The organism is Paenibacillus salivarius (assembly GCF_051307165.1).
Classification (GTDB): Bacteria; Bacillota; Bacilli; order Paenibacillales; family Paenibacillaceae; genus Fontibacillus.
Genome location: NZ_CP195592.1, coordinates 5,105,583 through 5,128,795, shown reverse-complemented (window position 1 = coordinate 5,128,795; position 23,213 = coordinate 5,105,583). Strand labels below are relative to the sequence as shown.

Annotated in this window: 23 protein-coding genes, 1 pseudogene and 1 riboswitch; all 24 genes and pseudogenes read left to right on the top strand. The window is 49.0% G+C overall.

The window, feature by feature from the left end; all coding sequences use genetic code 11:
- The first annotated feature begins 10 nt into the window (after positions 1-10).
- The 24 genes and pseudogenes from ACSFXJ_RS23810 (at position 11) to ACSFXJ_RS23695 (ending at position 23,203) form a co-directional block, all read left to right on the top strand.
- Positions 11-2,050 carry a Na+/H+ antiporter gene (locus ACSFXJ_RS23810; RefSeq protein ID WP_435922784.1) on the top strand — a complete coding sequence of 680 codons (2,040 nt, stop codon included), beginning with the start codon at positions 11-13 and terminating at the stop codon, positions 2,048-2,050.
- Positions 2,051-2,126: 76 nt separating this feature from the next.
- Positions 2,127-2,687 (top strand): manganese efflux pump MntP, encoded by a 561-nt coding sequence (locus ACSFXJ_RS23805; RefSeq protein WP_435922783.1) that lies wholly within the window; start codon positions 2,127-2,129, stop codon positions 2,685-2,687.
- 67 nt (positions 2,688-2,754) lie between these two features.
- Complete coding sequence (locus ACSFXJ_RS23800; protein WP_435922782.1) at positions 2,755-3,354, top strand: low molecular weight protein arginine phosphatase; 600 nt, start codon at positions 2,755-2,757, stop codon at positions 3,352-3,354.
- Positions 3,355-3,403: 49 nt separating this feature from the next.
- Positions 3,404-3,486: riboswitch (ZMP/ZTP riboswitch) on the top strand.
- 157 nt (positions 3,487-3,643) lie between these two features.
- A complete protein-coding gene (locus tag ACSFXJ_RS23795; RefSeq protein WP_435922781.1) occupies positions 3,644-4,228 on the top strand; it encodes a TIGR01440 family protein in 585 nt (194 codons plus the stop codon).
- 35 nt (positions 4,229-4,263) lie between these two features.
- Positions 4,264-5,514, top strand: a complete 1,251-nt coding sequence (gene glyA / locus ACSFXJ_RS23790) for a serine hydroxymethyltransferase (protein WP_435922780.1) — start codon at positions 4,264-4,266, stop codon at positions 5,512-5,514.
- Positions 5,515-5,704: 190 nt separating this feature from the next.
- Positions 5,705-6,340 (top strand): GDSL-type esterase/lipase family protein, encoded by a 636-nt coding sequence (locus tag ACSFXJ_RS23785; RefSeq protein ID WP_435922779.1) that lies wholly within the window; start codon positions 5,705-5,707, stop codon positions 6,338-6,340.
- Between the two features lie 412 nt (positions 6,341-6,752).
- Positions 6,753-7,262, top strand: a complete 510-nt coding sequence (locus tag ACSFXJ_RS23780) for a MauE/DoxX family redox-associated membrane protein (RefSeq protein WP_435922778.1) — start codon at positions 6,753-6,755, stop codon at positions 7,260-7,262.
- 32 nt (positions 7,263-7,294) lie between these two features.
- Positions 7,295-7,834, top strand: coding sequence for a hypothetical protein (locus tag ACSFXJ_RS23775; RefSeq protein ID WP_435922777.1), 540 nt, complete (start codon positions 7,295-7,297; stop codon positions 7,832-7,834).
- Between the two features lie 319 nt (positions 7,835-8,153).
- Positions 8,154-9,449, top strand: a complete 1,296-nt coding sequence (locus tag ACSFXJ_RS23770; RefSeq protein WP_435922776.1) for an ABC transporter substrate-binding protein — start codon at positions 8,154-8,156, stop codon at positions 9,447-9,449.
- A gap of 88 nt (positions 9,450-9,537) precedes the next feature.
- A complete protein-coding gene (locus ACSFXJ_RS23765) occupies positions 9,538-11,331 on the top strand; it encodes an ABC transporter ATP-binding protein (protein WP_435922775.1) in 1,794 nt (597 codons plus the stop codon).
- A 185-nt stretch (positions 11,332-11,516) separates the two neighbouring features.
- The gene (locus tag ACSFXJ_RS23760; RefSeq protein WP_435922774.1) at positions 11,517-12,257 is read left to right on the top strand and encodes a hypothetical protein; all 741 of its coding nucleotides are present in this window, start codon (positions 11,517-11,519) and stop codon (positions 12,255-12,257) included.
- A 5-nt stretch (positions 12,258-12,262) separates the two neighbouring features.
- On the top strand, positions 12,263-12,727 hold the full coding sequence (locus ACSFXJ_RS23755; protein ID WP_435922773.1) for a peroxiredoxin family protein: 465 nt from the start codon (positions 12,263-12,265) through the stop codon (positions 12,725-12,727).
- Positions 12,724-13,917, top strand: coding sequence for a cysteine desulfurase family protein (locus tag ACSFXJ_RS23750; RefSeq protein ID WP_435922772.1), 1,194 nt, complete (start codon positions 12,724-12,726; stop codon positions 13,915-13,917). Before ACSFXJ_RS23755 ends, ACSFXJ_RS23750 begins: the two co-directional genes overlap by 4 nt.
- Positions 13,918-13,953: 36 nt before the next feature.
- Positions 13,954-15,246 carry an ABC transporter substrate-binding protein gene (locus ACSFXJ_RS23745; RefSeq protein WP_435922771.1) on the top strand — a complete coding sequence of 431 codons (1,293 nt, stop codon included), beginning with the start codon at positions 13,954-13,956 and terminating at the stop codon, positions 15,244-15,246.
- A 13-nt stretch (positions 15,247-15,259) separates the two neighbouring features.
- Positions 15,260-16,549 (top strand): annotated as a pseudogene (locus tag ACSFXJ_RS23740) (ABC transporter substrate-binding protein).
- Positions 16,550-16,687: 138 nt separating this feature from the next.
- Positions 16,688-17,878: an ABC transporter substrate-binding protein gene (locus tag ACSFXJ_RS23735; RefSeq protein ID WP_435922770.1), complete on the top strand. Its 1,191-nt coding sequence runs from the start codon at positions 16,688-16,690 to the stop codon at positions 17,876-17,878.
- A 405-nt stretch (positions 17,879-18,283) separates the two neighbouring features.
- A complete protein-coding gene (upp, locus tag ACSFXJ_RS23730) occupies positions 18,284-18,913 on the top strand; it encodes a uracil phosphoribosyltransferase (protein ID WP_435922769.1) in 630 nt (209 codons plus the stop codon).
- Between the two features lie 30 nt (positions 18,914-18,943).
- The gene (wecB, locus tag ACSFXJ_RS23725) at positions 18,944-20,098 is read left to right on the top strand and encodes a non-hydrolyzing UDP-N-acetylglucosamine 2-epimerase (protein ID WP_435922768.1); all 1,155 of its coding nucleotides are present in this window, start codon (positions 18,944-18,946) and stop codon (positions 20,096-20,098) included.
- 182 nt (positions 20,099-20,280) lie between these two features.
- Complete coding sequence (locus ACSFXJ_RS23720; RefSeq protein ID WP_435922767.1) at positions 20,281-20,523, top strand: AtpZ/AtpI family protein; 243 nt, start codon at positions 20,281-20,283, stop codon at positions 20,521-20,523.
- Positions 20,516-20,893, top strand: a complete 378-nt coding sequence (locus ACSFXJ_RS23715; protein ID WP_435922766.1) for an ATP synthase subunit I — start codon at positions 20,516-20,518, stop codon at positions 20,891-20,893. Before ACSFXJ_RS23720 ends, ACSFXJ_RS23715 begins: the two co-directional genes overlap by 8 nt.
- Positions 20,894-20,925: 32 nt before the next feature.
- Positions 20,926-21,750, top strand: a complete 825-nt coding sequence (gene atpB, locus ACSFXJ_RS23710) for a F0F1 ATP synthase subunit A (protein ID WP_435922765.1) — start codon at positions 20,926-20,928, stop codon at positions 21,748-21,750.
- 81 nt (positions 21,751-21,831) lie between these two features.
- Positions 21,832-22,056, top strand: a complete 225-nt coding sequence (gene atpE, locus ACSFXJ_RS23705) for a F0F1 ATP synthase subunit C (RefSeq protein WP_148452992.1) — start codon at positions 21,832-21,834, stop codon at positions 22,054-22,056.
- A 113-nt stretch (positions 22,057-22,169) separates the two neighbouring features.
- Positions 22,170-22,658, top strand: coding sequence for a F0F1 ATP synthase subunit B (atpF, locus tag ACSFXJ_RS23700; RefSeq protein ID WP_435922764.1), 489 nt, complete (start codon positions 22,170-22,172; stop codon positions 22,656-22,658).
- A complete protein-coding gene (locus tag ACSFXJ_RS23695; protein ID WP_435922763.1) occupies positions 22,655-23,203 on the top strand; it encodes a F0F1 ATP synthase subunit delta in 549 nt (182 codons plus the stop codon). Before atpF ends, ACSFXJ_RS23695 begins: the two co-directional genes overlap by 4 nt.
- The last annotated feature ends 10 nt before the right edge of the window (positions 23,204-23,213 follow it).

The following is a 23,213-nucleotide window of genomic DNA, read 5'->3' as shown; positions in this document are numbered from 1 at the left end:
GGGATTCAACTTGGAGATTTTTGAAATCGTACTTTTGATGCTTGTTCTTATCGGGGTATCGAACGTGATTAACCGGTTCATTCCGTTCGTTCCGATTCCCGTTCTGCAAATCATTCTGGGGACAGCGGTTGCCCTGCTGCCGGTCGGCATCCATTTGCCGTTGAATTCGGAGCTGTTCCTGCTGCTGTTTATCGCCCCTTTGCTCTACAATGACGGCAAAAGAACCCCTCGCGAAGAGCTTTGGAACCTGCGGGCACCGATTCTTCTGCTGGCGCTCGGGCTTGTTTTCGTCACTGTTTTTGCGGGCGGTTACTTCATCCACTGGCTGATTCCGAGCATTCCGCTGCCGGCCTCCTTCGCGCTTGCCGCGATCCTGTCCCCGACGGATGCCGTCGCGGTGAGTGCCTTGGCGGGCAGAATCCATTTGCCGAAAGGCATTATGCGTCTGCTCGAGGGCGAGTCCCTGATGAACGATGCATCGGGCCTCGTCGCGTTTAAGTTTGCCGTGGCGGCGACGGTAACCGGCGTATTTTCCATTACGGATGCGGCGCTAAGCTTTATTTGGATTGCCGTCGGCGGACTTGTTTGCGGGGCCGTCGTCGCCTTTGCGATCGTTTGGCTGCGGATGCTGATCCGCCGCTTGGGGATGGAGGACGTAACCATCCATATGCTGATCCAGATTTTGACCCCGTTCGTCATTTATCTGGTCACCGAGGAGCTCGGATTTTCCGGCATCCTTGCCGTCGTGGCCGGAGGGATCGTGCACGCGATTGAACGGGACCGGAGCGAGTCGGTATTGCCGGAGCTTCGGGTCGTCTCGCAAAATACATGGTCCGTGATTCTGTTCATACTCAACGGCCTCGTTTTCGTCATCCTCGGTTTACAAATTCCCGGCGCGACGGAAACGATCTTTCAAAGTCCGCATTACAGCAACTGGCAGGTGCTTGGTTTTATCGGCCTGATCACGATCAGTCTGATTGTGCTGCGGTTTATTTGGGTTTATATATTTTGGGAAGGTTCTTGGCTCCTCGGAAGCGCGGAAAATATGGGCAGGCCGAAGCTGATGTCGTCGATTCTGATCTCCTTGTCCGGCGTGAGGGGAGCGGTGACGCTGGCGGCGGCGTTCTCCATTCCGTTTGTTCTTCAGGACGGCAGTCCTTTTCCCGAGCGGGACCTGATCATTTTTTTGGCGGCCGGCGTGATTTTGTGTTCGCTGCTCATTGCGAGCGTCGTATTGCCGCTGCTTTCCAGGCGGCCTGAAGGCGGCGCGGACGAAGTGGAGCACAGCGAATATGAGGCACGTGTCGCTATGCTTCGGGCCGGGATCGCGGCGATTCGGGAGGCGACCGATGAGGAGAACGAAGCGGCGGCCAGAAAGGTTCTGGCTTTTTATCATCGTCAGCTCCTTCAATTGCAAAACGGCCAGAGTCAGGAGTGGTCCGACCGGAAAAGAAACAAGACCTTCATCAACGTAAGGCTTGCCGGGCTTCAGGCGGAACGCCGGGAGATTCAAAGCATGCTGGATCACGGCGAGATTACCGGAGAGATGGCATCCGGCATCGAGGAAGTCATGAACCAGATGGAAATGGTCATGTCGAACCGATTTAAAATGCAGGTGCTCGTGTCATTGTTCCGCCTTCGCCGGTTGTTCTCGAAGCAGTTTTTGAAGAAGACGGCAGGGGAGCTTCCGGAGGAAGCGATGGCGCAGATCAAGGCGGTAAAGCTGCGGACCTCGAAAGCGGCCATTAAAGCGGTGAAAAACCAGATGAACGACGGCAACCGGGAGGCTTCCATGTTTGTCATGACTCAATACAATGAGATGATCGAAAGGCTGCAGAAATCCCAAGGCACAGGGACGAACAGCATGGAAGACGAGGATATGTTCAACCAATATAAAAGCGAGCTGCGCATCAAAGGAATTCAGGCTCAGCGAAACGAGGTGCAGGCGATGTTCGAGCGGGGGGATATCAGCTGGGCGTCGGCCAATAAGCTCAGACAATACATCAATTATTTGGAGGCCGGGATATTGGAACCGGACGACGAAGAATAGCCGGTGTCATGTCATGATTTACTTCTTGTCCGCATAAGGTGGTACAAGTAGGAATCGGATATGGGAGCGTGGCGGCATGACGGAAGCAATTGCACGTTTGGGTGAACTTACAACGATATTGCTGATGGCGGTTGCCCTGGGAATGGATGCATTTTCACTCGGGGTCGGGATCGGAATGAAGGGGGTACGGCGAAGCGACACTCTGCGCATCGGCGCCGCCGTAGCCCTTTTTCATTTGCTCATGCCTCTTCTCGGCATCGTCGCCGGGCAGTATGTCGGTGAACTCCTCGGTGTTTTTGCCCGTTATGTTTCCGGCGGCCTGCTGGTGCTCTTGGGAATTCATATGATGATCAGTTCGCTCAAGGGCGATGATTTCCAATCGATCAACCACCGCACGATCTGGGGAGTAATTCTGTTTTCGCTTAGCGTCAGCATCGATTCGTTTTCCGTAGGTGTGTCTCTCGGCATGTTTCACGGAGATCTGCTGCTTACCGTGCTCGCCTTCGGTTTCATTGGCGGATTGATGTGCGTGACGGGGCTGGCTCTGGGCCGAAGCGTAAGCCGGGGGCTGGGCGAATACGGCGAAGCGGCCGGTGGGGCCATCTTGTTGGCGTTTGGACTCGTGTTCATCTTTTGATACAATTAATTTGGAATAGAATGATTATGAATTTACGGGAAATCCGATCCTTGCGGAGGTGATGCGAATGCGAATTTTGTTTGTCTGTACGGGCAATACTTGCCGTAGTCCGATGGCGGAAGGAATGATGCGCAAAATGGCGAAGGAACGCGGGCTCGATATCACGGTCCGTTCGGCAGGCGTCGCTGCGGCCCCGGGTGTCCCGATTTCCCGCCATGCGGAAGCGGTATTGAGGGAGCAAGGAATCGGAGATCGCTTCCTGTCGACGCCGCTGCACGCGGAGCTGGTCGAATGGTCGGATTTGATCCTCTCCTTGACCGAAGGGCATAAGCGCCAGATTTTGTACTCCTTTCCGGAGGCGGCGGATAAAATATACACGCTTAAAGAATATGCGGATCATGAAACGGAATCGTTGGCGGACAGGGAGGAACTCCAGCGGCTCGCCGCGGGGATCGAACTTGATCTTTCCCTTGGCAAGCAGCCGGATGAAGCGGCACGTCGGCGCTTGACCGAGCTGTTGCAGCGGATGCCCGTATACGATATTACGGATCCTTTCGGAGGCTCGCGCGAAGATTACGATCGAACGGCTGCGGAGATCCGGGACGCGCTGGAACGGGTTTTGGACAAGCTGGAGCGGGACCGGAACGAGGATGCGGCTTCCGGGTGAAAACCCGGTTGCATTTGTCCGGTTTATGCTTTATTCTTAAGCTATAAAGAAGATCCGATGTGACTGGCGACGAAAGTGGATCCAACCACGATGGAGCATCGGAATATACGGCCGGTCGCCTGGGCAAAGAGCACGACGCTGCTATCGCGTCATGCTCTTTTTTCGTTTTCCATGCGGCCCTGCCGCCAAGTTCAAGCCGCTTTGCCGGACCGTCTCGAAGATTGTCGTTAATCTGCCTGTACTTTTAGGTATAATAAGGATAGTGTTTTGGCGAAAGGAGCGTTTGGACATGGACATGGCGAAACTCGGAGATATCCGGGAACAGGTCGCGGAGATATTGGAGGAGTTGGCCGCTGCCGCGGGACTGGGACCCGGGAAACTTGTCGTCATCGGAGCCAGTACGAGCGAGGTGGCGGGAGTGCGGATCGGTACGGGGGGCGCGGAGCGGATTGCCGAAGAGCTGTATGCCGGGATTGACCGGGTCCGGCAAAAATACGGCTTTGACGTCGCGTTCCAGTGCTGCGAGCACTTAAACCGCGCGCTCGTGGTGGAACGGACGGTGCTCGACAGGCTAAGGCTTACGGAAGTGGCCGCCGTTCCCGTACGGAACGCAGGCGGTTCCATGGCGGCTGTCGCATTCAAACGGCTGTCTGAACCGTGTCTGGCCGAAAGCCTGGAAGCCGATGCGGGCGTCGATATCGGCGAAACGCTGATCGGCATGCATCTGCGCCGCGTTGCCGTTCCGTTCCGGCCGGCATTGCGGTATGTCGGTAAAGCCAGGGTCACCGCGGCCCGAACCCGTCCGAAACTGATCGGCGGCGAACGCGCGGTATACGTTCTGCCGCAAGAGCAGGACTCCGGTTCATGTGACTGATGTGATCAAATAATTTTGCATAGGAGGACAATGAAATGGAACAATTGAGAAAGCAAGATCCGGCGGTGCTGGAAGCCATGAATCTGGAGCTTAAGCGCCAACGCAACAACATTGAGTTGATCGCTTCGGAAAATATCGTCAGCGAAGCGGTGATGGAAGCCATGGGCTCCGTGTTGACGAATAAATATGCGGAAGGGTATCCGGGCAAACGCTACTACGGCGGTTGCGAGCATGTCGATATCGTTGAAAACATCGCCCGCGACCGTGCCAAGGAGCTTTTCGGTGCCGAACATGCCAACGTACAGCCCCATTCCGGCGCTCAAGCGAACCTGGCCGTTTATTTGACGGCCCTCAAGCCCGGCGACACGGTGCTCGGCATGAACCTGGCCCACGGCGGCCATTTGACGCACGGAAGTCCGGTTAACGCTTCGGGTCTGTTCTATAACTTCGTGGCTTACGGTGTGCAGGAAGACAGCTTCCTGATCGATTATGACGAAGTGCGCAAAGCCGCCTTCAAGCATCGCCCTAAAATGATCGTTGCCGGCGCAAGTGCTTACCCGCGTATCATCGATTTCGAGAAGCTTGCTTCCATCGCTAACGATGTAGGTGCGCTGTTCATGGTCGACATGGCTCATATCGCCGGTCTTGTTGCTGCAGGCTTGCACCCGAATCCGGTGCCGCACGCGCACTTCGTAACGACGACGACGCACAAAACGCTGCGCGGACCGCGCGGCGGCATGATCCTTTGCCGTCAATCCTGGGCGGCGGCGATCGACAAAGCCGTTTTCCCTGGTACGCAAGGCGGTCCTTTGATGCACGTGATCGCTTCCAAAGCGGTCGCTTTGGGCGAAGCGCTGCAGCCGTCTTTTAAAACGTATGCCGAGAACGTCGTGAAAAACGCCAAGGTGCTGGCTGATACGCTTGTCGCCGAAGGCTTGAACCTCGTATCCGGCGGTACGGACAACCATTTGATGCTGATCGATACCCGCAATCTGAACATCACCGGTAAAGATGCGGAGCATGTGCTCGATTCCATCGGCATTACCGTAAACAAGAACGCGATTCCGTTCGATCCGACCAGTCCGTTCGTGACCAGCGGTATCCGTATCGGCACGCCGGCCGTAACGTCCCGCGGTATGGATCAGGAAGCGATGAAGACGATCGGCCAAATTATCGGATCGGTCCTGAAAAACTCGAAAGACGAAGCGACTTTGGAGAAAGCCCGCAAACAGGTCGTCGAATTGACGGATCGGTTCCCGATCTATCCGGAGCTTAGCTACGAATAAGATTCAAGTTATGAAGAGCCCGCAGCGTGTCTGCGGGCTTTTTTATTTTGCCGTCCCGGTCAAGAATATGCGAACCTCTCAATCCCCCTCTCCAATTCGATCATAAGATATTGTGTAGACGGCACTCGACAAGCTTTCGGCCTGTATGCTATCGACGGCAGGCGAAGTTAGAAGAGGGGAGGTTTTCAAAATGGGTTACCATTATACGGCCATAGGGGATTCGTTGACGACGGGCGCCGGGGCGTGGCTGAGCGGCGGATTTGCGCCTCTTTACCGGCGGATGGCGGAAAGCCGCCTTCGAACACGGGTCACTTATGAGAATTTAGGGGTCAACGGGTTGACTTCGCAAAAATTGCTGTCTAGGATCCAAGGGGATCCGCGAATGCGTGCGGCGCTTCAGCGAGCGGACATCATCACCGTATCCATCGGCGCGAACGATCTCCAGCCCTACGCCAGAGCCATCGCCGACGGCTCGGCATCGCGCGCTGCCCAAATTCCGCAAGTGCTGGCCCGGACAAAAGGGAATGTGCGGGAAATCGTCAATCATTTGTATCAGATCAAAATCTCGCAGCGAACGCCATTCATCATCCGGATGGTGGGAGTGTACAATCCGTTTCCGAACAGGGAAGCAGGGCTATATGCACGCCAGTACAATTCGTTTCTTGCTTCCCTGGGAGGAGGAAATTACCGGGTGGCGGACGTATATCCGGTATTTGAGGGAAATGAGCGCGAGTTGCTCTTTCTTGACCGGATCCATCCGAACAGCCGCGGTTACCGAATTATTGCGCAGAGGCTGGATCGCCTTGGCTATTTGCCGTTGCGGTGAATTAGAAGAGATGCGACAAGCCCTTTGGAAGGCCGACCAGCTTTGCTGGTTGGCTTATTTTTGTAGGGAGTCAGCGTTTTGTTTTGGGATTCGTGTCAATACTTCAAAAAAAAGTAATTGACACCAATAGAAAGGAGGATATAATTAAGGCAAATGGTAACATATAACATCTAAGGATCGTAACTCCTCTAAATACATATTAACTAAGTTCATTTCGCTCGTTTGAGCAAACGCTTGCACTTCTAATTTACCAATTAGAATGTACCCTCTATTTTCCTATCTTAGATTTATCACCTGGCTGGTTCTAAAAAAATTCATATGAGACATCTTTTACTGTTAAAAATGCAAACGATTGCACATGAGAGATTCTATTGATAGTCATGCTATTACAAGATTGGGAGATGATAAAAAGATGGAGCTATCTGTTTTTATCCAATTGTTTGTAAGCGTTCTATTCGCAGTATCTTCGGTGGCAAAGCTTAGCAAATTGTCATCATTCCGAGACACGCTGAGGCAGCTAAGAATTACGCCTTTGTGGGCGAGGTATGCCAAGGTAGCCATTCCACTGCTTGAATTGGCCGTTTGCGTGCTGCTGCTGTTCCCTGTTACATCGCGTTATGGCGCAGTGCTTGCTCTGCTTTTGCTTAGCTCTTTTGCATGGGCGGCCTGGAGAGCCAAAGGCAGAATGGTAACCTACCATTGGTTTGGCGGACTTATATCAGAAAAGCTTGGTATAGGGCTGCATACAAGACATCTAGTCCTCTTTCTTCTAAGCATTTATCTGCTTCTTGCACCGGCCTTGCCAATCCTGGGGGTTTCCATAATAGAAATATGCACGGCGGTCTTTTCCTCCTTAGGGATTCTGGTCATCTACGCCTTAGGTCTAACGCTGAGACAATATCACAAGCTCTATCAGGAATAACAACACTATATGACTAAAGGAAGTGAAAGCGCATGCCGGACATGTTTAATATTTCGTATTTGCTCTTATGGGTCATCGTTATTTTGATCTCTTACGGTGTGATCGTCATTTTAAAGAGTGCCATCACAACCAGAAGCATGCTCTATGAACAACAGGAGGGACTGCCTGAGGGGGTAGAGTTTCCACTTAACGAGCGTATTCCCATGGATGGAAAAGCCCTTAGCCTAACGGAGCACGGCAAACTTGGCACGCTTATATTTTTAACCTCATCCCAATGCCTGGCTTGCAAAAAGCTATACTCGGTCATCAATGATGTGCAGAGGAAAATGCCGGTGTACCAATATCTCTTCTTGATGTCCGGCCCGGAGGACGAAGTAAACGCAACCATAAAGCAATACGAGCTTCAAGTTCCGATTATTCATGTGGACAATTTTAAGGATCTGCAGACCCCCTTCGTTCCGTTCGGATACTATGTCTCTCCTGATGGCTTGATAAGAGCCAAGGGGATTATTAACAACGAGGAACACCTTCAAGCGTTGGTCAGGTATGGAGAAGAACGGGTTTCGGCGTAGGGTCTAAGATTAGCTGAATCTGCTGTTCATCAATAAGTGGAATCTTTAGAGGCTTTTAATTAAGTTAGTTAGGGCGATTTTGTCTTATCTATAAAAAATGAATCTCTTGAAAGGAGGTGAAAAAATATGTGTTCTGGAGCTTATTTATATACTTATTGTCAGTCTTCTGATAATTGTGCAGGTGGAAAACAACGTTGTTCTTATTATTCTAGCGGCTGCTCAATCTGCAATTGTACTACAACTTGTTAAATTAAAGAAGTCTACCGTCAGCCGTTTAGACGGTAGACTTCTTTAATCTATGTAAAGGGGGATGGAAGGGTTGAAATTTGCGAAAATATATATAATTGTTTTATTTTTAGGTAATTTATTACTCATTACAGCATGTTCAAATACTAAAGAACAAATAAGCTATACCAGTGATCCGGAGATGAAGGCAACTTTAAAAGTTATGACAATTGAAAGTGAAGATCAATTTATGGCGGAAGTCGGGGATTTCTTTAAGGCCAAGTATCCGAATATTGAAATAAGTGTGATTAATTATTTTGGAGATAACTTAGAGAAGGCAATGAATGAGGAAAAGCCGGATGTAGTCATACATTCCGTTCAAGATTACGAACAACTTATTCAACAAGATAAACTCTATGATTTAAGTAATTTGCTTTCCAATGATAAATTTAACCTTGATGGGGTTCATCAGGAGTTTGTTGATTATCTTAGATTGATAGGGGGCGGCAAGCTCTATGGACTTCCTCCAGAATTCCAAACTAAAGCGATCTACTATAACAAAGACTTGTTTGATAAATACAAAATACCCTATCCACAGGATCGAATGACATGGGAGGAAATGATTCAATTGGCCAAACGATTTCCTTCAGGTGATGGGGTGAGCGGTTTATACATGTTGAATTTTTCTGCCTTCGTTGATGATATGGCATGGAGCCGCGACGTAAGCATGATCAATATCAAAGATATGAAGCTGACCATTAATTCGGCATCATATAAGAAGATATTTGAAACTATAGTGGATGCATACATGTCGAAAACAGTAGTAATTCCCGAAATGGACCAGTTTGAAGTATATGATCCTTTTATCAGCGGCACTAGTGCTATGACTGTGGATTATTATTATTACATTAATAACAAGATTAACTGGGCCAAAGCGGAAAAGGGGGATAAGTTCCAATTAAATTGGGATGTAGTATCTGCTCCAGTTGATGAGAAAAGTCGGGACACCTCACCCTACTATTACTTTGGTGGAATTACAAGTATAAATGTTGATTCTGAACAAAAACAGGCAGCTTGGGAACTTATAAAGTTCGTGAATGGAGAAGAGTTTGCAAAAATGAAGTCAAAAACGTCTGGTTTCGTTCCTTCTACAAGAACGGATTTTATCTATAATCCTGAAGGGAAAAGGATGGAGGCTTTTTATGTTTTAAAGCCGAGGGACAAATGGATGCCTTATGAATACTACAGTGCCCCGCCAAAGGGCTTCTTTGCAGGTATGGAAGGTATTATTAACTCAGAACTAAAGGCCGTAACCGCTGGCGCCAAAACCCTAGACGAGGCCATGGCTTCCATGGAGGAGCGGGGGCAGCGGTTGCTGGATAAGAAGTAGCTTCTGGAGATAGCCGGGGTATTCACCCAGATGCAAAATAAAGAGAAAGAGTGTAGCCGAAGTGAACCATAAGGGAGTCCTTCGAGGATTGTTGTTTGAAATCGTTCCGTTCATATGGAAATCAGCGCCTGTCCGATTGGCTGTAATGATGGTCATTCGGATCGTGGAGGCCCTGCAGCCGGCCGTTCAAATCTATTTGACCAAGCGGCTGGTAGAGCAAGCCACCATCTTGTTTCAAGGGAATAGGGAAATGTTCCTGACCGCGCTGACGACGATCGGCTGGCAAGCCCTATTTTTTCTGGCCGCCCTGGTATTAAGGTCGCTGGCCCATATGCTCCTTCTGGTGATCAAGCAAAAGGCGCAGTTTCAAATGGACCGCGAGATCGCCGAAAAATGCTCAAGACTGGACTATATCTATTTCGAGCAATCCGAATACTACGACCGCCTGCAAAGAGTCACCCAAGGACTTGCTTATCGCGGGCTTTCCGTGTTGGATCATTTTTTTCTGGTGCTGCAAAGCTTCATTACGTTAACTTCACTGCTTTTTGTTCTGGCCGGGTTTCATTGGATGCTGTCCGTCGGAGTGCTGTGTTTAATCATCCCTTCCTTTCTGATCAACATGAAGCTTGGCCAGAAAAGATATAAACAGATGATCGCCCAAACCCCTTCCAGCCGTAAAGTTCAATATCTTATGAGATTGATGACCGGCAGGGAGTCCGCCAAAGAAATGAAGCTGTTCAAGCTATATCCATACATCCTAGGGCGATGGGGCGAGTTGTACTGGAAAAATGCGAAGGAAAAGGCCGCGCTGGAAAAGTCGGGCCAATGGCTGGGCGGTTTCTCCGAGATCTTCTCTTATGCGTTTACGGCCCTTGCTACCGTGGTTGTTCTTTTGACTAGTTTTACGGGCAGCCTTACGATCGGGGTTTTTGTGGCGATGATCCAGACGGTGACGACAGCCAAAGACAGCGTGATGTTGATAGCCGCCAATTTGTCGGGTATTTACGAAAATGCTCTGTTTACAAGCGAACTGATTCGATTTATGAATCTTCCGGATAAAAAATCAGACGAACGATCGGTAAGCCCTGTTCTGATACCGGGGCCTCCGGAAGAATCCAGGGAGGGGCTTTGGGTAAAGGGGCAGGATTTTACCTACCCCCATCAGAGTGTAGCGGCTTTGAGAGATGTCGGGTTCCACATTAAGCCCGGACAGCGGGTGGCGATCGTCGGTCATAACGGGGCCGGTAAGAGTACGTTGGCCAAATGCCTGCTCGGTCTTTACAGACCTCAATACGGAAGTGTGCTGTGGAACGGGAAGGATATTTTCTCGGACGAAGACCGTACTTCGGTTAGTGCCGTTTTCCAAGACTTTATGCAATATCAATTAACGTTAAAGGAGAATATCGGATTCGGACAGATCTCGGCCCTGGACAATAGGGAGCAGTTGAATATGGCGGCGGTCAAGACAGGGGTGGACTTCATTTCACGTTCGCTTCCGCATGGGTATGATACGCTACTGGGCCATGAATATGAAGGAGGCAAGGAATTGTCCCAGGGGCAATGGCAGAAGGTAGCGTTAAGCCGTTCCTACTTTAATATCGATGCCGAGTTGGTGATTTATGACGAACCCACATCCGCACTAGACCCGATTGCCGAAGCCGCCTTGTTCGAACGATTTTCCGAATTGGTGGAGGGGAAAACGAGTATCATGATATCCCATCGGCTGGGTAGTTGCCGCAATGCGGATTTGATTCTGGTGCTAAAAGACGGACGTCTTGTCGAGCAGGGGACCCATGAACAATTGCTCCGGCACCAAGGGGAGTATGCGCGCATGTACGAAGCCCAGTCCCAATGGTATGACATGAACGGAGTGATCGCATGAAAAGAGTGCTTGATTCCATAAAAAAGTTATTCATCTCCTCGAAAGCTAAGACACAAAATAAGCCGCTCTCGGAGGGGGATCTACCCCGAGGCGGGAATGCCGGTGACTTTCTTCCTCTATTTAAAGCGCGAGACCAAATGGGAAGAAAGGTGAGGTCAGAGTTACTTCCGGGGCGTGTTTCGAAATTGATTTTTTTAAGCGACAGCTGCGGATCCTGTATCGAAGTGCTGAAGCAATTGGAGAGCCATTCCCAAAGAAATGATTTTTTGGTTTTAAAAAGTGATCCTGAACCTTATTCGGATGCCGACCTGGGGGATATTTCATATGATTTTCCCATCTTGAGGTCTTCCAAGGTTGTGGAGATGTTCGGTATTCAGCGGGTACCGACCGTTGTCACTGTAACTGAAGAGGGAAGAATTGAACGAGTTGACGAGTTGGCCGATCCCGGGCAGTTGGGCTCTTGTTTGGAGCCATCCTCGCCGACATGGCCTAAACGGGATCAGGGGTTGCCTTTGGGAAGCCTGTTTCCGGGATTTGCATACAATGCGGGCGACGATGCAGAGGCGGTTGACGAGAAAGGGGCCGTCGTTCTGTTCCTGTCTACGGATTGTTTGTCGTGCTTGGACATTCTCTCCAAGCTAAATTCGCTCATTGAAACATGGCCCGGTAAAAGAACGATTCTATTCATTCAAGGCGAAGAGTCCAAAGTGAAAAAGCTTCTGGAGGAATCCAGGATCACTCTTCCGTTTTTACTATACGGTCCTGATCAAAGGGAAACGTTTAGAACATCGGTCTTTCCTTATTTTTATCTTCTTTTCGGGGACGGCTACGTCTTATCGAAGGGGACCGTTAAGGATGCAAAGGAGCTTGAATCCGTAGTGAACATGCAAAAGGATCCCATACCGGCTGTCAAACAAGGAGGATAAGGGACATGATTACGGAAAATGGTCCGGACCTCGGGAGCTTTCTCCCGGATAAAATGTATATAGATCAGAGCGGTCATACTTTGAATTTGCATTCCATTCCGGAGAGGAAAGTATTGCTGTTTATTTCAATGCACTGCGTCCGGTGCATGGAGTTGGTGCCCGAAATTCAGCAAATACAACTGCCGCATGCCCATGCCCGCTTGATTCTATTTTCGGCGGGGAGCGATGAGGATCATAAAGAGCTGGATGAATTCTTTCAGCGGAAGTGGCCGATCGTTTCGCTCTCTCCGGAGCAAATGGAACAGGACTTTCTCATTCGTTCCCACCCCTTTGGTTTGGTCGTTGATGAGAATCAGCGGATTTTCGGCAAAGGGCCGGTTTATACCTCGACCGAGTTGCTGGAATTGGCCGGAAAGCGTGCAGGGGGCACTCTCTTAAATGTCTTAAGAAATGTTGTCAGGAGGAAATGATGAACTTCCTATATTTCGATTATTGCGCATCCACGCCTCTGCATCCCCGGGCGTTTCAGACGTTGTTGGACTCGGCAAAGCAATGTTATGCCAATCCGTCATCCATGCATGAAATGGGGTTTGAGGCCAGTCTCCGGGTGGAGGACTCCAGAGAGCAAATAGCCCGCCTGCTCCAAGTCAAAGCTACGGAAGTTATTTTCACGTCCGGGGCCACGGAGAGCAATAACCTTGCGATTTTAGGCGTGGTCAGGGCCTGGATGAAGCGGACGGGGCGGACTCCCCATATTATTTTATCCGAAATCGAGCATTCTTCCGTTTACCAATGCGGCAAACAACTGGCGATGGAAGGGGTGGAGGTGTCCTTCTTACCCGTCAATCGGAGCGGGATCGTAAGTTCGGCTTCCGTGAGGGCGTTACTGCAAGACAACACGATCCTGGTGAGCGTGATGCATGTAAATAATGAAACAGGAGCCGTGCAGCCGATTGATGAAATTGCGGGGGTGCTGAAGTCGGAGCCGCATATTCTTTTTCATGTGGATGGGGTGCAGGGGTTTGGCAAATTACAAGTTGAATTAGAGCATATCGACTTATATACCGTGTCTGGACATAAAATCGGGGGACCCAAAGGCATTGGATTGCTTGTCGCCAAAGAGCATATTGAGATGGACCCGCTGATGTACGGCGGGGAGCAGGAACAGGGATTAAGACCGGGGACTACAAACGTTCCCGCCGTGTTAAGTTTTGCCGAAGCCATCGCGGCCTCGCTTGAGGAACAGCAAGACAAGTTCAAGGTTCTGATGACGCTGCATGATCTGGTCTATTCCAGATTGGCGGCGATTCCCGAGGTAGTCATAAATAGCCCGGTTCCCCCACTCTCTTCCCCGCATATCATTAATTTTTCATATCAGGGGAGAGGGATCACCTCGGCGATGATGATCAGCATGCTTGCCAAACAAGGAATCATCGTCTCGTCACAATCCGCTTGTTCTTCAAAGGCCAAGCAAAGCCGGGTACTCATGGCCATGACGCAGGATGAGATGATTTCTTCCGGCAGTATCAGACTCAGCTTCCATGAGACGATTACGCTGGAGGAGGCTGGATACTTGGTTGCTTCTATTGAACAGATGGTAAATCAATTGAAGTCGAAAAATAAATTCGATCTACTGCAAAAACACCATGTGAACAGCTAATTAACATCGGCAGTGAATCGTCATGGGGGGATTTTTATGAAGTTAAGAATAAAAGTGATATTGGCTGTTATGGTATGGTCTCTAGTTTTCGTAGCCTGTTCGCCTAATAAAGAAACGATTAAATATGAAGGCGACCCGGAAATGACTTCTACCTTGAAAGTGCTGACGATTACCGATGAACGATATTTCATGGAGAAGTATGGGGATTTATTCAAAGTAAAATATCCGAATATTGAAATTCAATTAGTCCGGTATACACCAGACAATGTCGACAAGGTCATTAAGGAAGAAAAACCGGATCTTTTTATGCTTTCACTTGAGGAGTACAAGGAATATTTGCAAAAGAACCAAGTTTATGACCTGGATGCCCTGTTTACTAATGATGCGTTCCAACTTGAGGGAATCCACCCGGAAATCGTCAATTATTTACGACAAATCGGAAACGGGAAACTATACGGACTCCCCACTGAATTCATGAATAAGGCGGTTTATTATAATAAGGATTTGTTTGATAAGTACGGCATTCCCTATCCACAAGATGGTATGACATGGGAGGAGCTCTTTCAACTGGCGGAGCGGTTTCCGGCAGAAGACGGAGTGTACGGGTTTTATAAGACTTTGTCTTCTATGGTAGAAGATTTGGCCTGGAGCCGGGGAGTAAACCCCATTAATACGAAAGAAATGAAGGTAACGTTGAACACGGCATCCTACAAAGAGATATTTGAATTGATTTTGGATGCTCATGAATCGAAGGCTGCCACATTTCCGGAACTGGATCCATTTGAAGTCTATGATCCCTTTGTTACAGGTAAAAGTGCCATGACCATGGATTATAACTATTACATTAAAAACAATATCAATTGGGCCAAAGCGGAGCAGGGGAGCAAGTTTAAATTGAACTGGGATTTAGCCTCAGGACCGGTCGAGGAATCAAGCCGTGATACGTCCCCTTATTTTCTAATCAGCGGTATTTTAGCAATCAATGCGGATTCGGAGCACAAACAAGCGGCATGGGAATACATTAAATTCGCCAGCAGTGAAGAGTTGGCCAGGGTGAATTCAAAATCCCTCTCTTACCTCGCTTTGTTTACGCGGACGAATGCCATTCCCAACCCGGAGGGTAAACGAATGGAAGCTTTTTATAACTTGAAGCCCGACGTAAATCCGTATAGTTTTGTAGATTATGATCTGCTTCCACCAAGAACTTATTCGAATTTGAAAGGGATCATTAGTTCCGAAGTTAAAGCCGTAATGGTCGGCGCCAAAACTCTTGAAGAAGCGATGGCTTCCATGGAGGAGCGGGGGCAGCGGCTGCTGGAGCAGAAGTGATAGGGGGCTAGGAATGAAAACTCGAGTAACAGCCGTGTTGGCAGGAATGATCGTTTTATCTCAGCTTATATCCTGCTCATCTGGCAAAGAAACTATCGAGTACGAAGGCGACCCGCAGATTCATGCCAATCTGAAAATCATGACGGTCGATAGTAAAGACGATTTCATGCGGGATTACGGCGACTTGTTTAACGCGAAGTACCCGAATATTGAACTAGATGTAGTTTCTTTTCAAGAAAACAATCTCCAGGATGTATTAAAACAAGAAAAGCCCGATATCTTCCTCACCTCGCAGAATGTATATGAAGAACTTCTACATGAGAGCAAGCTATATGACCTAGATGCATTAATGAACACAGATGCCTTTAACCTCGAGGGAGTTCATCAGGGAATTGTCGACTCCCTTAGAAACATTGGCAACGGGAAATTATACGGGCTCCCTTCCGTGTTCCTCACGAAAGCTTTATTTTACAATAAAGACTTGTTCGACAAATACGGCATTCCATATCCTCCGGATCGAATGACATGGGAAGAGGTTTTTCAATTAGCTGCACGTTTTCCGACAGGTGACGGAGTTAGCGGATTGTTTATGTGAGATTTTTACTCATTATCCGAAGATATGGCTCGCTGTTACGGGTTAAATAAGGTCAATGTCAAAGATCAGAAGGTAACATTAAATACGGCTTCCTATAAAAATATATTTCAGTCCATTCTCGATGCGTACGAAGCAAAGGCAGTTGTGCTGCCTGAAGTTGATCTTTTTGAAGTCTACGATCCTTTTATAACAGGCGCTAGTGCAATGACTGTGGACTATTACTATTACATTAACCACAACATAAATTCTGCCAAATCGGGAAATGGAGAAAAGCTTCACTTAAACTGGGATGTAGCAACGGCTCCGGTGAATGTGGCCAACCGCGAAACATCGCCTTATTTTAACATTGTCGCTATTTTTTCGATTCATGCAGATTCGTCGCAAAAGCAAGCGGCATGGGAATTCGTTAAGTTTGTTAATAGCGAACAATTCGCAAAAGCCAAATCAAAAACAAATGGATTTGCTCTACCTACGAGAACAGACTACATCTACAACCCTGAAGGAAGGCATATGGAAGCATTCTATAGCCTAAAACCAGATGTGAATCCCACTCGAATCGATTATGATAACGGCCCAGAGGGCTTCCATACCCGTATGAAGGAAATCATAAGTTCCGAAGCTAAAGCCGTAATGGTCGGCGCAAAGACCTTGGACGAGGCGATTGCCTCAATGCAGGAACGGGGACAGAAGTTACTGGATGAAAAATGAATATAAAAGAAGGGGGGTGATCAGGTGCAATATAGAATGAAGTTAGGGGTTGCTGTCATACTGTTCCTTTTTGTTACGTCCTTCGTCGCGGCCTGTTCAAAAAGCCAGGAAACCATACAATTTCAGGCGGATCCTGAAATGAAGGCTATGCTTCGAGTGATGTATCCCGCCGGGGAAGAGTGGTTCAGAAAGGATTACGGTGACTTGTTTAACGCCAAATATCCCAATATTGAAATCACCGTCATCCCGTCGCCCCAAGGGGGAATAGATGAGTCGTGGTGGGAAAGCGAGAAACCCGATGTTTTGGCGCTCGATCTTCCGGTCTATGAACAATTGATCGCGGACGACAAGCTGTATGATCTGAACACCGTCATTACCAATGACGCATTTCATTTGGATGGGATGCATTCCGGAATCATCGATTTTATCAGGCAAAGGGGCGGAGGCAAGCTGTATGGTTTACCTCCGACCTTTTATAATAAGGCGATTTATTACAACAAGGAGTTGTTCGACCGCTTCAATATCCCTTATCCGAAGGATCAGATGACATGGGAAGAGATCCTTGAATTGGCCAAACGTTTTCCGGCAGATGAAGGCATACACGGCTTATATATTCGCGACTATGAGTTTCTGGTAAGCGAACTCGCCTCGAGCCGTAACTTGAGCGCTTATAATACCGCTAAATTGCAGATGACGATCAATACGGAAGCGTACAAGGACGTATTTGAGACGGTGCTTGATGCATATAAGTCAGGGGCGGTCGTGTCACCTTCGGCAGGTTCGCAACAATACGATCCGTTCATTAATAAGACCAGTGCCATGGCCTATGATTACTCTTACTACATAAATAATGAAATCAATTGGGCCAAGGAAGATCTGGGCAGTCAGTTTCAATTGGATTGGGAATTGGCTTCGGCCCCTTCGGATTCGGCCAATCGCGAGCTTTCATCCACTTATTTTTTCACGGACATTCTCACCGTTAGCGCAGACTCGGACCAAAAACAAGCGGCCTGGGAGTTGGTTAAGTTCATGAACAGCGAGGAATTGGCCAAGGTGAAATCGAAGACGGCCGGACTGAGCCTGCAGACGCGTACAGACTATAACTACAACCCGGAAGGCAAGCGGATCGAAGCCTTTTACAACCAGAAACCAAACTTGGACCGGAGTACGATCGACTACACCAAAGTTCCGAAAGGGTTTAGTTTAAGGAATATCATTAATCAGGAAGTGGCTTCGCTGATCGCAGGCGTGAAAACCGTGGACGAGGTGATGGCCTCCATAGAGCAGCGCGGGCAGGTGGAACTCTCTAAGGGACAGGAGAAGAAATGAATTCAGGAGGCCTGAAAACTCGTCAAACTCGTAAATGGAGAAGAAACGGCGAGTTCTGAGGTGATTCCAAATGCTGGTTAAAGCGATTGACGGCATTCAAGGGTGGGGACTGAGCGAAATTGAACAAATAGTATTGGGCCCAAAGGCCTGAAATTAAAAGATGAAGGCGCTTCTTTAAGGAAGAAGCGCTTTTTTTAAAGAAATGTGAAAAGATGTGTCGCAAAGCATCAACATTATTCAATTGTAGGCAATTGTGTCGTCCAGCGGAACAAGGGCGCTACCGGGATATGGTTCGTGGTAATTGGAAAAAGACAGTGATATAATAAACGAGATTTGTGGGACAATCAGGAATGAGAATGCCGCCGCAAGTGAAGACTGAGTGCAATAATACCGGAGGGACGAACCATGGGAAAATTGGTGATATGTGATCACCCTTTAATTCAACACAAACTGACATTTATTCGCGATATGCGGACAAACACGAAAGATTTTCGCGAGCTGGTGGATGAAGTGGCTACGCTGATGGCTTATGAGATTACAAGGGAAGTGCCTCTCGAATCGATCACGGTGCAAACGCCGGTGGCCGAGGCGGAATCCAAGGTCATTTCCGGACGCATGTTGGGATTGATTCCGATCCTGCGGGCCGGGCTTGGAATGCTGGACGGCGTTCTTAAACTGCTTCCAGCCGCGAAGGTAGGGCATGTGGGCCTGTTCCGTGACCCGAATACCCTTCAGCCTGTCGAATACTATATCAAATTGCCTACGGACGTGCAGGAGCGCGAGCTGATCGTCATCGATCCGATGCTGGCGACCGGCGGATCCGCCATCGCCGCAATCGAAGCGTTGAAGAAACGCGGCTGTACGCAAATCAAAATGATGAATCTGATCGCGGCTCCGGAAGGCGTTAAAGCGGTTCAAGACGCCCATCCGGATGTGGATATTTATGTCGCCGCTTTGGACGAGCGCTTGGATGAACATGGGTACATCATTCCGGGCCTTGGCGACGCCGGTGACCGGTTATACGGTACGAAATAGGATCCCATACAGGAAGAGAGGAGTTCATCCATGTCAAAAATTAAGGTGATGACGGTTTTCGGCGTCAGACCGGAAGCGATCAAGATGGCACCGCTCATTCTGGAACTCCAAAAGCACCCTGAGGACATTGAATCCGTGGTCTGCGTGACCGCCCAGCATCGCGAGATGCTGGATCAGGTGCTGGACGTGTTCAAGATCGTGCCGGACTATGATCTCAATGTGATGAAGCCAAGCCAAAGTCTGAATGAAATTACGATCCGCGTGCTTGAAGGCTTGGAAAAGGTGCTAAAGGAAGCAAAGCCGGACATCGTGCTTGTGCACGGGGATACCCTGACGACTTTCCTCGCCAGTTACGCCGCTTTCCTGCAGCAGATCAAGGTCGGTCATGTGGAAGCGGGATTGCGTACATGGAATAAAATGTCCCCTTATCCGGAAGAGATGAACCGGCAGTTGACCGGCGTGCTTGCGGATCTGCATTTTGCGCCTACGGAATGGTCGGCGGGCAATTTGCGCAAGGAGAACAAGTCCGAGTCTAGTATATATATCACAGGCAATACGGTTACGGATGTGTTTCAATATACTGTACAGCCGAATTACAACAATTCCGTGCTGGAATGGGCCGCCGGAAAGCGGCTTATTCTTATGACCGCGCACCGCCGGGAATCGCAAGGAGAGCCTCATATGAACATCTTCCGCGCCGTCAGAAGAATCGCGGATGAATTTGAGGATGTGGCTATTGTTTACCCTGTTCACCCAAGCCCGGCGGTAAAAGAACCGGCGTATGAAACTTTGGGAAATCATCCCCGTATTAAATTGATCGAGCCGTTGGATGTGGTGGATTTGCACAATTTTTATCCGCATACGCATCTGATTCTCACCGATTCCGGAGGATTACAGGAAGAGGCGCCATCTTTTGGCGTACCGGTCCTTGTGCTGCGTGATACCACGGAGCGTCCGGAAGGCATCGAAGCGGGAACGCTGGAACTCGTCGGCACGGATGAGGAGATGGTATATGAGCGGACAAAGGCGCTGCTCAGTGACAAAGAGCTTTATAATTCTATGAGTCGGGCCGCTAACCCGTACGGAGATGGAAGGGCATCGGAAAGAATTGTCAATGCATTACGTCACCATTTCGGAATTATTTCTGCTCGTCCTGAGCAATTTCACAGAAAGTTCACAAAGTAGGCAAAATAGGTTTTGCTCCAGAGCCCGAAAAAGTATACAGTATTACTGTACGGTGTATACATTAACATCAGGATATTCAAGGTCGAATTTAACATTTCACAACTTTAAATCACTAAAAAACCTCAATTGACAAAAACTCTTCACAATTAGTACAATAAATTGGGATTATTAGGGTGATAGGAATGGATGATCCGACAAAGCCTGACAAGAATGGCAATGCCTTGAGAGCGGTCGCATTGGTGACGGCTCTGGGGACAAACCTCGCCGTATGCGCAGTCGGAGGGTTTTATCTTGGTTCCTGGCTGGACCGGCAATGGTTCGGGAACGGCCTTGGCATCGGCCTTGGCGTCCTGGTCGGCCTCGCCGCCGGAATACTCGGTATTATCGCTCTGATTAAGTCAGTCATGGGGGGAAAAGATGGATGAACTGTCGAAATACCGCCGTGCTTTGACAGTCGGAACCCTGGTTTTCCTGATGCTCTGTTTTCTGGGCGGTGCTTTGCTGCAGGAATATCAAAGCATCTTTCTGGGTGTCGCGTTTGGCTCCGCGGTAAGCACGGTGAATGCGCTATACTTGGGCCGGAAAGTGCAACAAGTGTCGGATGCGGCCCTGAACGGCAGCTCCAAACGATTAAACCTGGGGTTTTTGACCCGTACGGCTCTAGCGATTCTGGCGGTCTTCGCCGCCATGAAAAACCCGCAATTTTTAAATATGTATGCGGTTGCTGGAGGTCTCGTTTTTGCGCAATTTTATCTACTGTTTACTGGCATTCGGCTTTCTCGCAAACAAGAGTAGGACATTCAACTTGAGAATGGGGGTGAGAACATATGCATGAAGCTCCGATCATTGATCTGGGCGGTTTTCGTCTCGATTTATCCATCATCCTGATGCTGGTGGTCACCTGCGCGATCGTCTTCATCGTCGCCAAGCTGGCTACTCGGAATCTATCGGTGGAAAATCCAGGGAAGCTCCAGAATTTCATGGAGTGGGCGACGGAATTTGTCCGGAACTTGATCTCCAGCACGATGGATTGGAAAAAAGGGAAGCCGTTTCTTTCTCTCGCCATGACGATGATTATGTTCATCTTCGTCGCGAACATGCTCGGCCTTCTTTTCGGGGTTGTCACCGAGTATCATGACCCTGAGAAAGCCAAAATTTTCGGTAAAGAAATTATCACGGTCACCGAAGTTTTGCACGAGCAGCATGAGAAGCACCCGGGAGAGGAAGCGCACGCCGAGGTGGCTTGGTGGAAATCGCCGACGGCTGACCTTAGCGTAACGATGGGATTGGCACTTCTCGTATTCTTGTTGTCCCATGGACTGGGACTCTTCAAAAATACGAAGAACTATCTCAAGCATTACGTCCAGCCTTACCCGTTCTTCTTACCGATTAACATTATCGAACAGCTTTCCAAGCTGCTCACGCACGGCGTTCGTCTTTATGCGAATATTTTCGCGGGCGAAGTGTTGATCTCTACCATTATGACATTAGCGAAAGCAAGCGTTGTGGGAGCTATTTTCTCGGTGCCGCTGCTGATGGTTTGGGATGGTTTCAGTATTTTCGTCGGTGCGATCCAGGCATTCGTATTCGTTATCTTGATGATGGTATACATCTCGCAAAACCTTGAAACTCATGATGAACACGAGCATTAGTTTCCAATCAAAGAGTGAAGTCAAAGCTTCACCATGATTGAACATACAAAATGAATTTTTAATTTTAAGGAGGATATACAAATGGGAGCAATGGCATTATTGGCAGCAGCTATCGTAGCAGGTTTGGGCGCATTCGGCGCAGCGCTGGGTAACGGTATGGTTATCAGCAAAACGGTTGAAGGGATGGCTCGTCAGCCTGAAGCAAAATCCACTCTGCAAACTACAATGTTTATCGGCGTAGGTTTGATCGAAGTACTTCCGATTATCGGTGTCGTTCTTGCGTTCATGTTCTTTGGTAAAGCTTAATTCATTTTTCAAGAGATCTGGCGGGGAAGGCCACAGCCGTCCGCGCCTTCTTTTTAGCCCTTGCGGGCGAAGAACGCATATGAGGAAAGGCTTCGGAAAGGAGTGACCAAGTTTTGGAAATCGTATGGGAAAACACCGTCATCGCGTTGATCGCGATCGGGATTTTATACTTTTTGCTGAATAAATACGCTTTCGGTCCGTTGTTCAACGTGATGGAAAAGCGCCGGGAGCTTGTGCAGCAGCAGCTTAGCGAAGCCGCTCAAACCCGTGAACAGGCTGCAGCTTTCGTAGAAGAGCAAAGATCGGCTCTGCAGGAAGCGCGCAAAGAAGCCTATGAAATTATCGAGCAATCCAAGCAAACGAGCAGCAAGCAAGCTGCGCAATTGCTTCAACAAGCGAAGGACGAAGCGACTCGCATGAAAGACGAAGCGGTCCGCGACATCCAAAGCGAGAAAAACAGAGCAGTGGAACAGCTTCGCAGCGAAGTTGGCGCCGTGTCCGTGAAGATCGCTTCCAAGCTGATCGAGAAAGAAGTCGGCGAAGACAAGGTCCAAGGCGAACTGGTTGACCAGTATCTTAAAGAGGTCGGTGGCCGCTCATGAGTCGCGAGATCGTAGCAGCCAAACGGTACGCCAAAGCGCTGTATGAAATTGCCGCCCAGGAAGGCCGTACGCTGGAAGTGGAAAATGAGCTGTCCGCATTGTCCGAGGCGTTTAAAGCCGGCGATGAAGTCGCCGCGTTTATCGCTTCTCCGAAAATTTCGGCGGAAAAGAAATGGGAGCTCATTTCCCGTGCGATTGAAGGCAAATTGTCCAAACCCGTCGTTTCCCTGATGAAACTGCTCGTGGAACGGGGACGTACGGAATTGCTGCCGGAACTGTTGGAAGGATATATCCGCATTTCCGGGGAAGCTCTTGGACTTGCAAACGCAACCGTATACTCGACTTACCCGCTTAGCGACAGCGAAAAGCAGCAGGTCGAGGCCGAGTTCGGTCAGCTGGTAAACAAGAAGATCCGCGTTCAAAATGTGGTCGACAAAAGCCTGTTAGGCGGAATGAAAGTCAGAATCGGCGATACGCTGTATGACGGAAGTTTGTCCGGCAAGCTGGAACGTCTTGAAAAGTCTTTTCGAAGACAAGCACTGTAGATAGGGGTGA

Bases quoted from the DNA above. Each gene is read 5' to 3' on its own strand.
- ACSFXJ_RS23805 (WP_435922783.1), top strand. From the start codon at position 2,127: ATGACGGAAGCAATTGCACGTTTGGGTGAACTTACAACGATATTGCTG.
- ACSFXJ_RS23800 (WP_435922782.1), top strand. From the start codon at position 2,755: ATGCGAATTTTGTTTGTCTGTACGGGCAATACTTGCCGTAGTCCGATG.
- ACSFXJ_RS23795 (WP_435922781.1), top strand. From the start codon at position 3,644: ATGGACATGGCGAAACTCGGAGATATCCGGGAACAGGTCGCGGAGATA.
- glyA (WP_435922780.1), top strand. From the start codon at position 4,264: ATGGAACAATTGAGAAAGCAAGATCCGGCGGTGCTGGAAGCCATGAAT.
- ACSFXJ_RS23785 (WP_435922779.1), top strand. From the start codon at position 5,705: ATGGGTTACCATTATACGGCCATAGGGGATTCGTTGACGACGGGCGCC.
- ACSFXJ_RS23780 (WP_435922778.1), top strand. From the start codon at position 6,753: ATGGAGCTATCTGTTTTTATCCAATTGTTTGTAAGCGTTCTATTCGCA.
- ACSFXJ_RS23775 (WP_435922777.1), top strand. From the start codon at position 7,295: ATGCCGGACATGTTTAATATTTCGTATTTGCTCTTATGGGTCATCGTT.
- ACSFXJ_RS23755 (WP_435922773.1), top strand. From the start codon at position 12,263: ATGATTACGGAAAATGGTCCGGACCTCGGGAGCTTTCTCCCGGATAAA.
- ACSFXJ_RS23750 (WP_435922772.1), top strand. From the start codon at position 12,724: ATGATGAACTTCCTATATTTCGATTATTGCGCATCCACGCCTCTGCAT.
- ACSFXJ_RS23745 (WP_435922771.1), top strand. From the start codon at position 13,954: ATGAAGTTAAGAATAAAAGTGATATTGGCTGTTATGGTATGGTCTCTA.
- ACSFXJ_RS23735 (WP_435922770.1), top strand. From the start codon at position 16,688: ATGAAGGCTATGCTTCGAGTGATGTATCCCGCCGGGGAAGAGTGGTTC.
- upp (WP_435922769.1), top strand. From the start codon at position 18,284: ATGGGAAAATTGGTGATATGTGATCACCCTTTAATTCAACACAAACTG.
- wecB (WP_435922768.1), top strand. From the start codon at position 18,944: ATGTCAAAAATTAAGGTGATGACGGTTTTCGGCGTCAGACCGGAAGCG.
- ACSFXJ_RS23720 (WP_435922767.1), top strand. From the start codon at position 20,281: ATGGATGATCCGACAAAGCCTGACAAGAATGGCAATGCCTTGAGAGCG.
- ACSFXJ_RS23715 (WP_435922766.1), top strand. From the start codon at position 20,516: ATGGATGAACTGTCGAAATACCGCCGTGCTTTGACAGTCGGAACCCTG.
- atpB (WP_435922765.1), top strand. From the start codon at position 20,926: ATGCATGAAGCTCCGATCATTGATCTGGGCGGTTTTCGTCTCGATTTA.
- atpE (WP_148452992.1), top strand. From the start codon at position 21,832: ATGGGAGCAATGGCATTATTGGCAGCAGCTATCGTAGCAGGTTTGGGC.
- ACSFXJ_RS23695 (WP_435922763.1), top strand. From the start codon at position 22,655: ATGAGTCGCGAGATCGTAGCAGCCAAACGGTACGCCAAAGCGCTGTAT.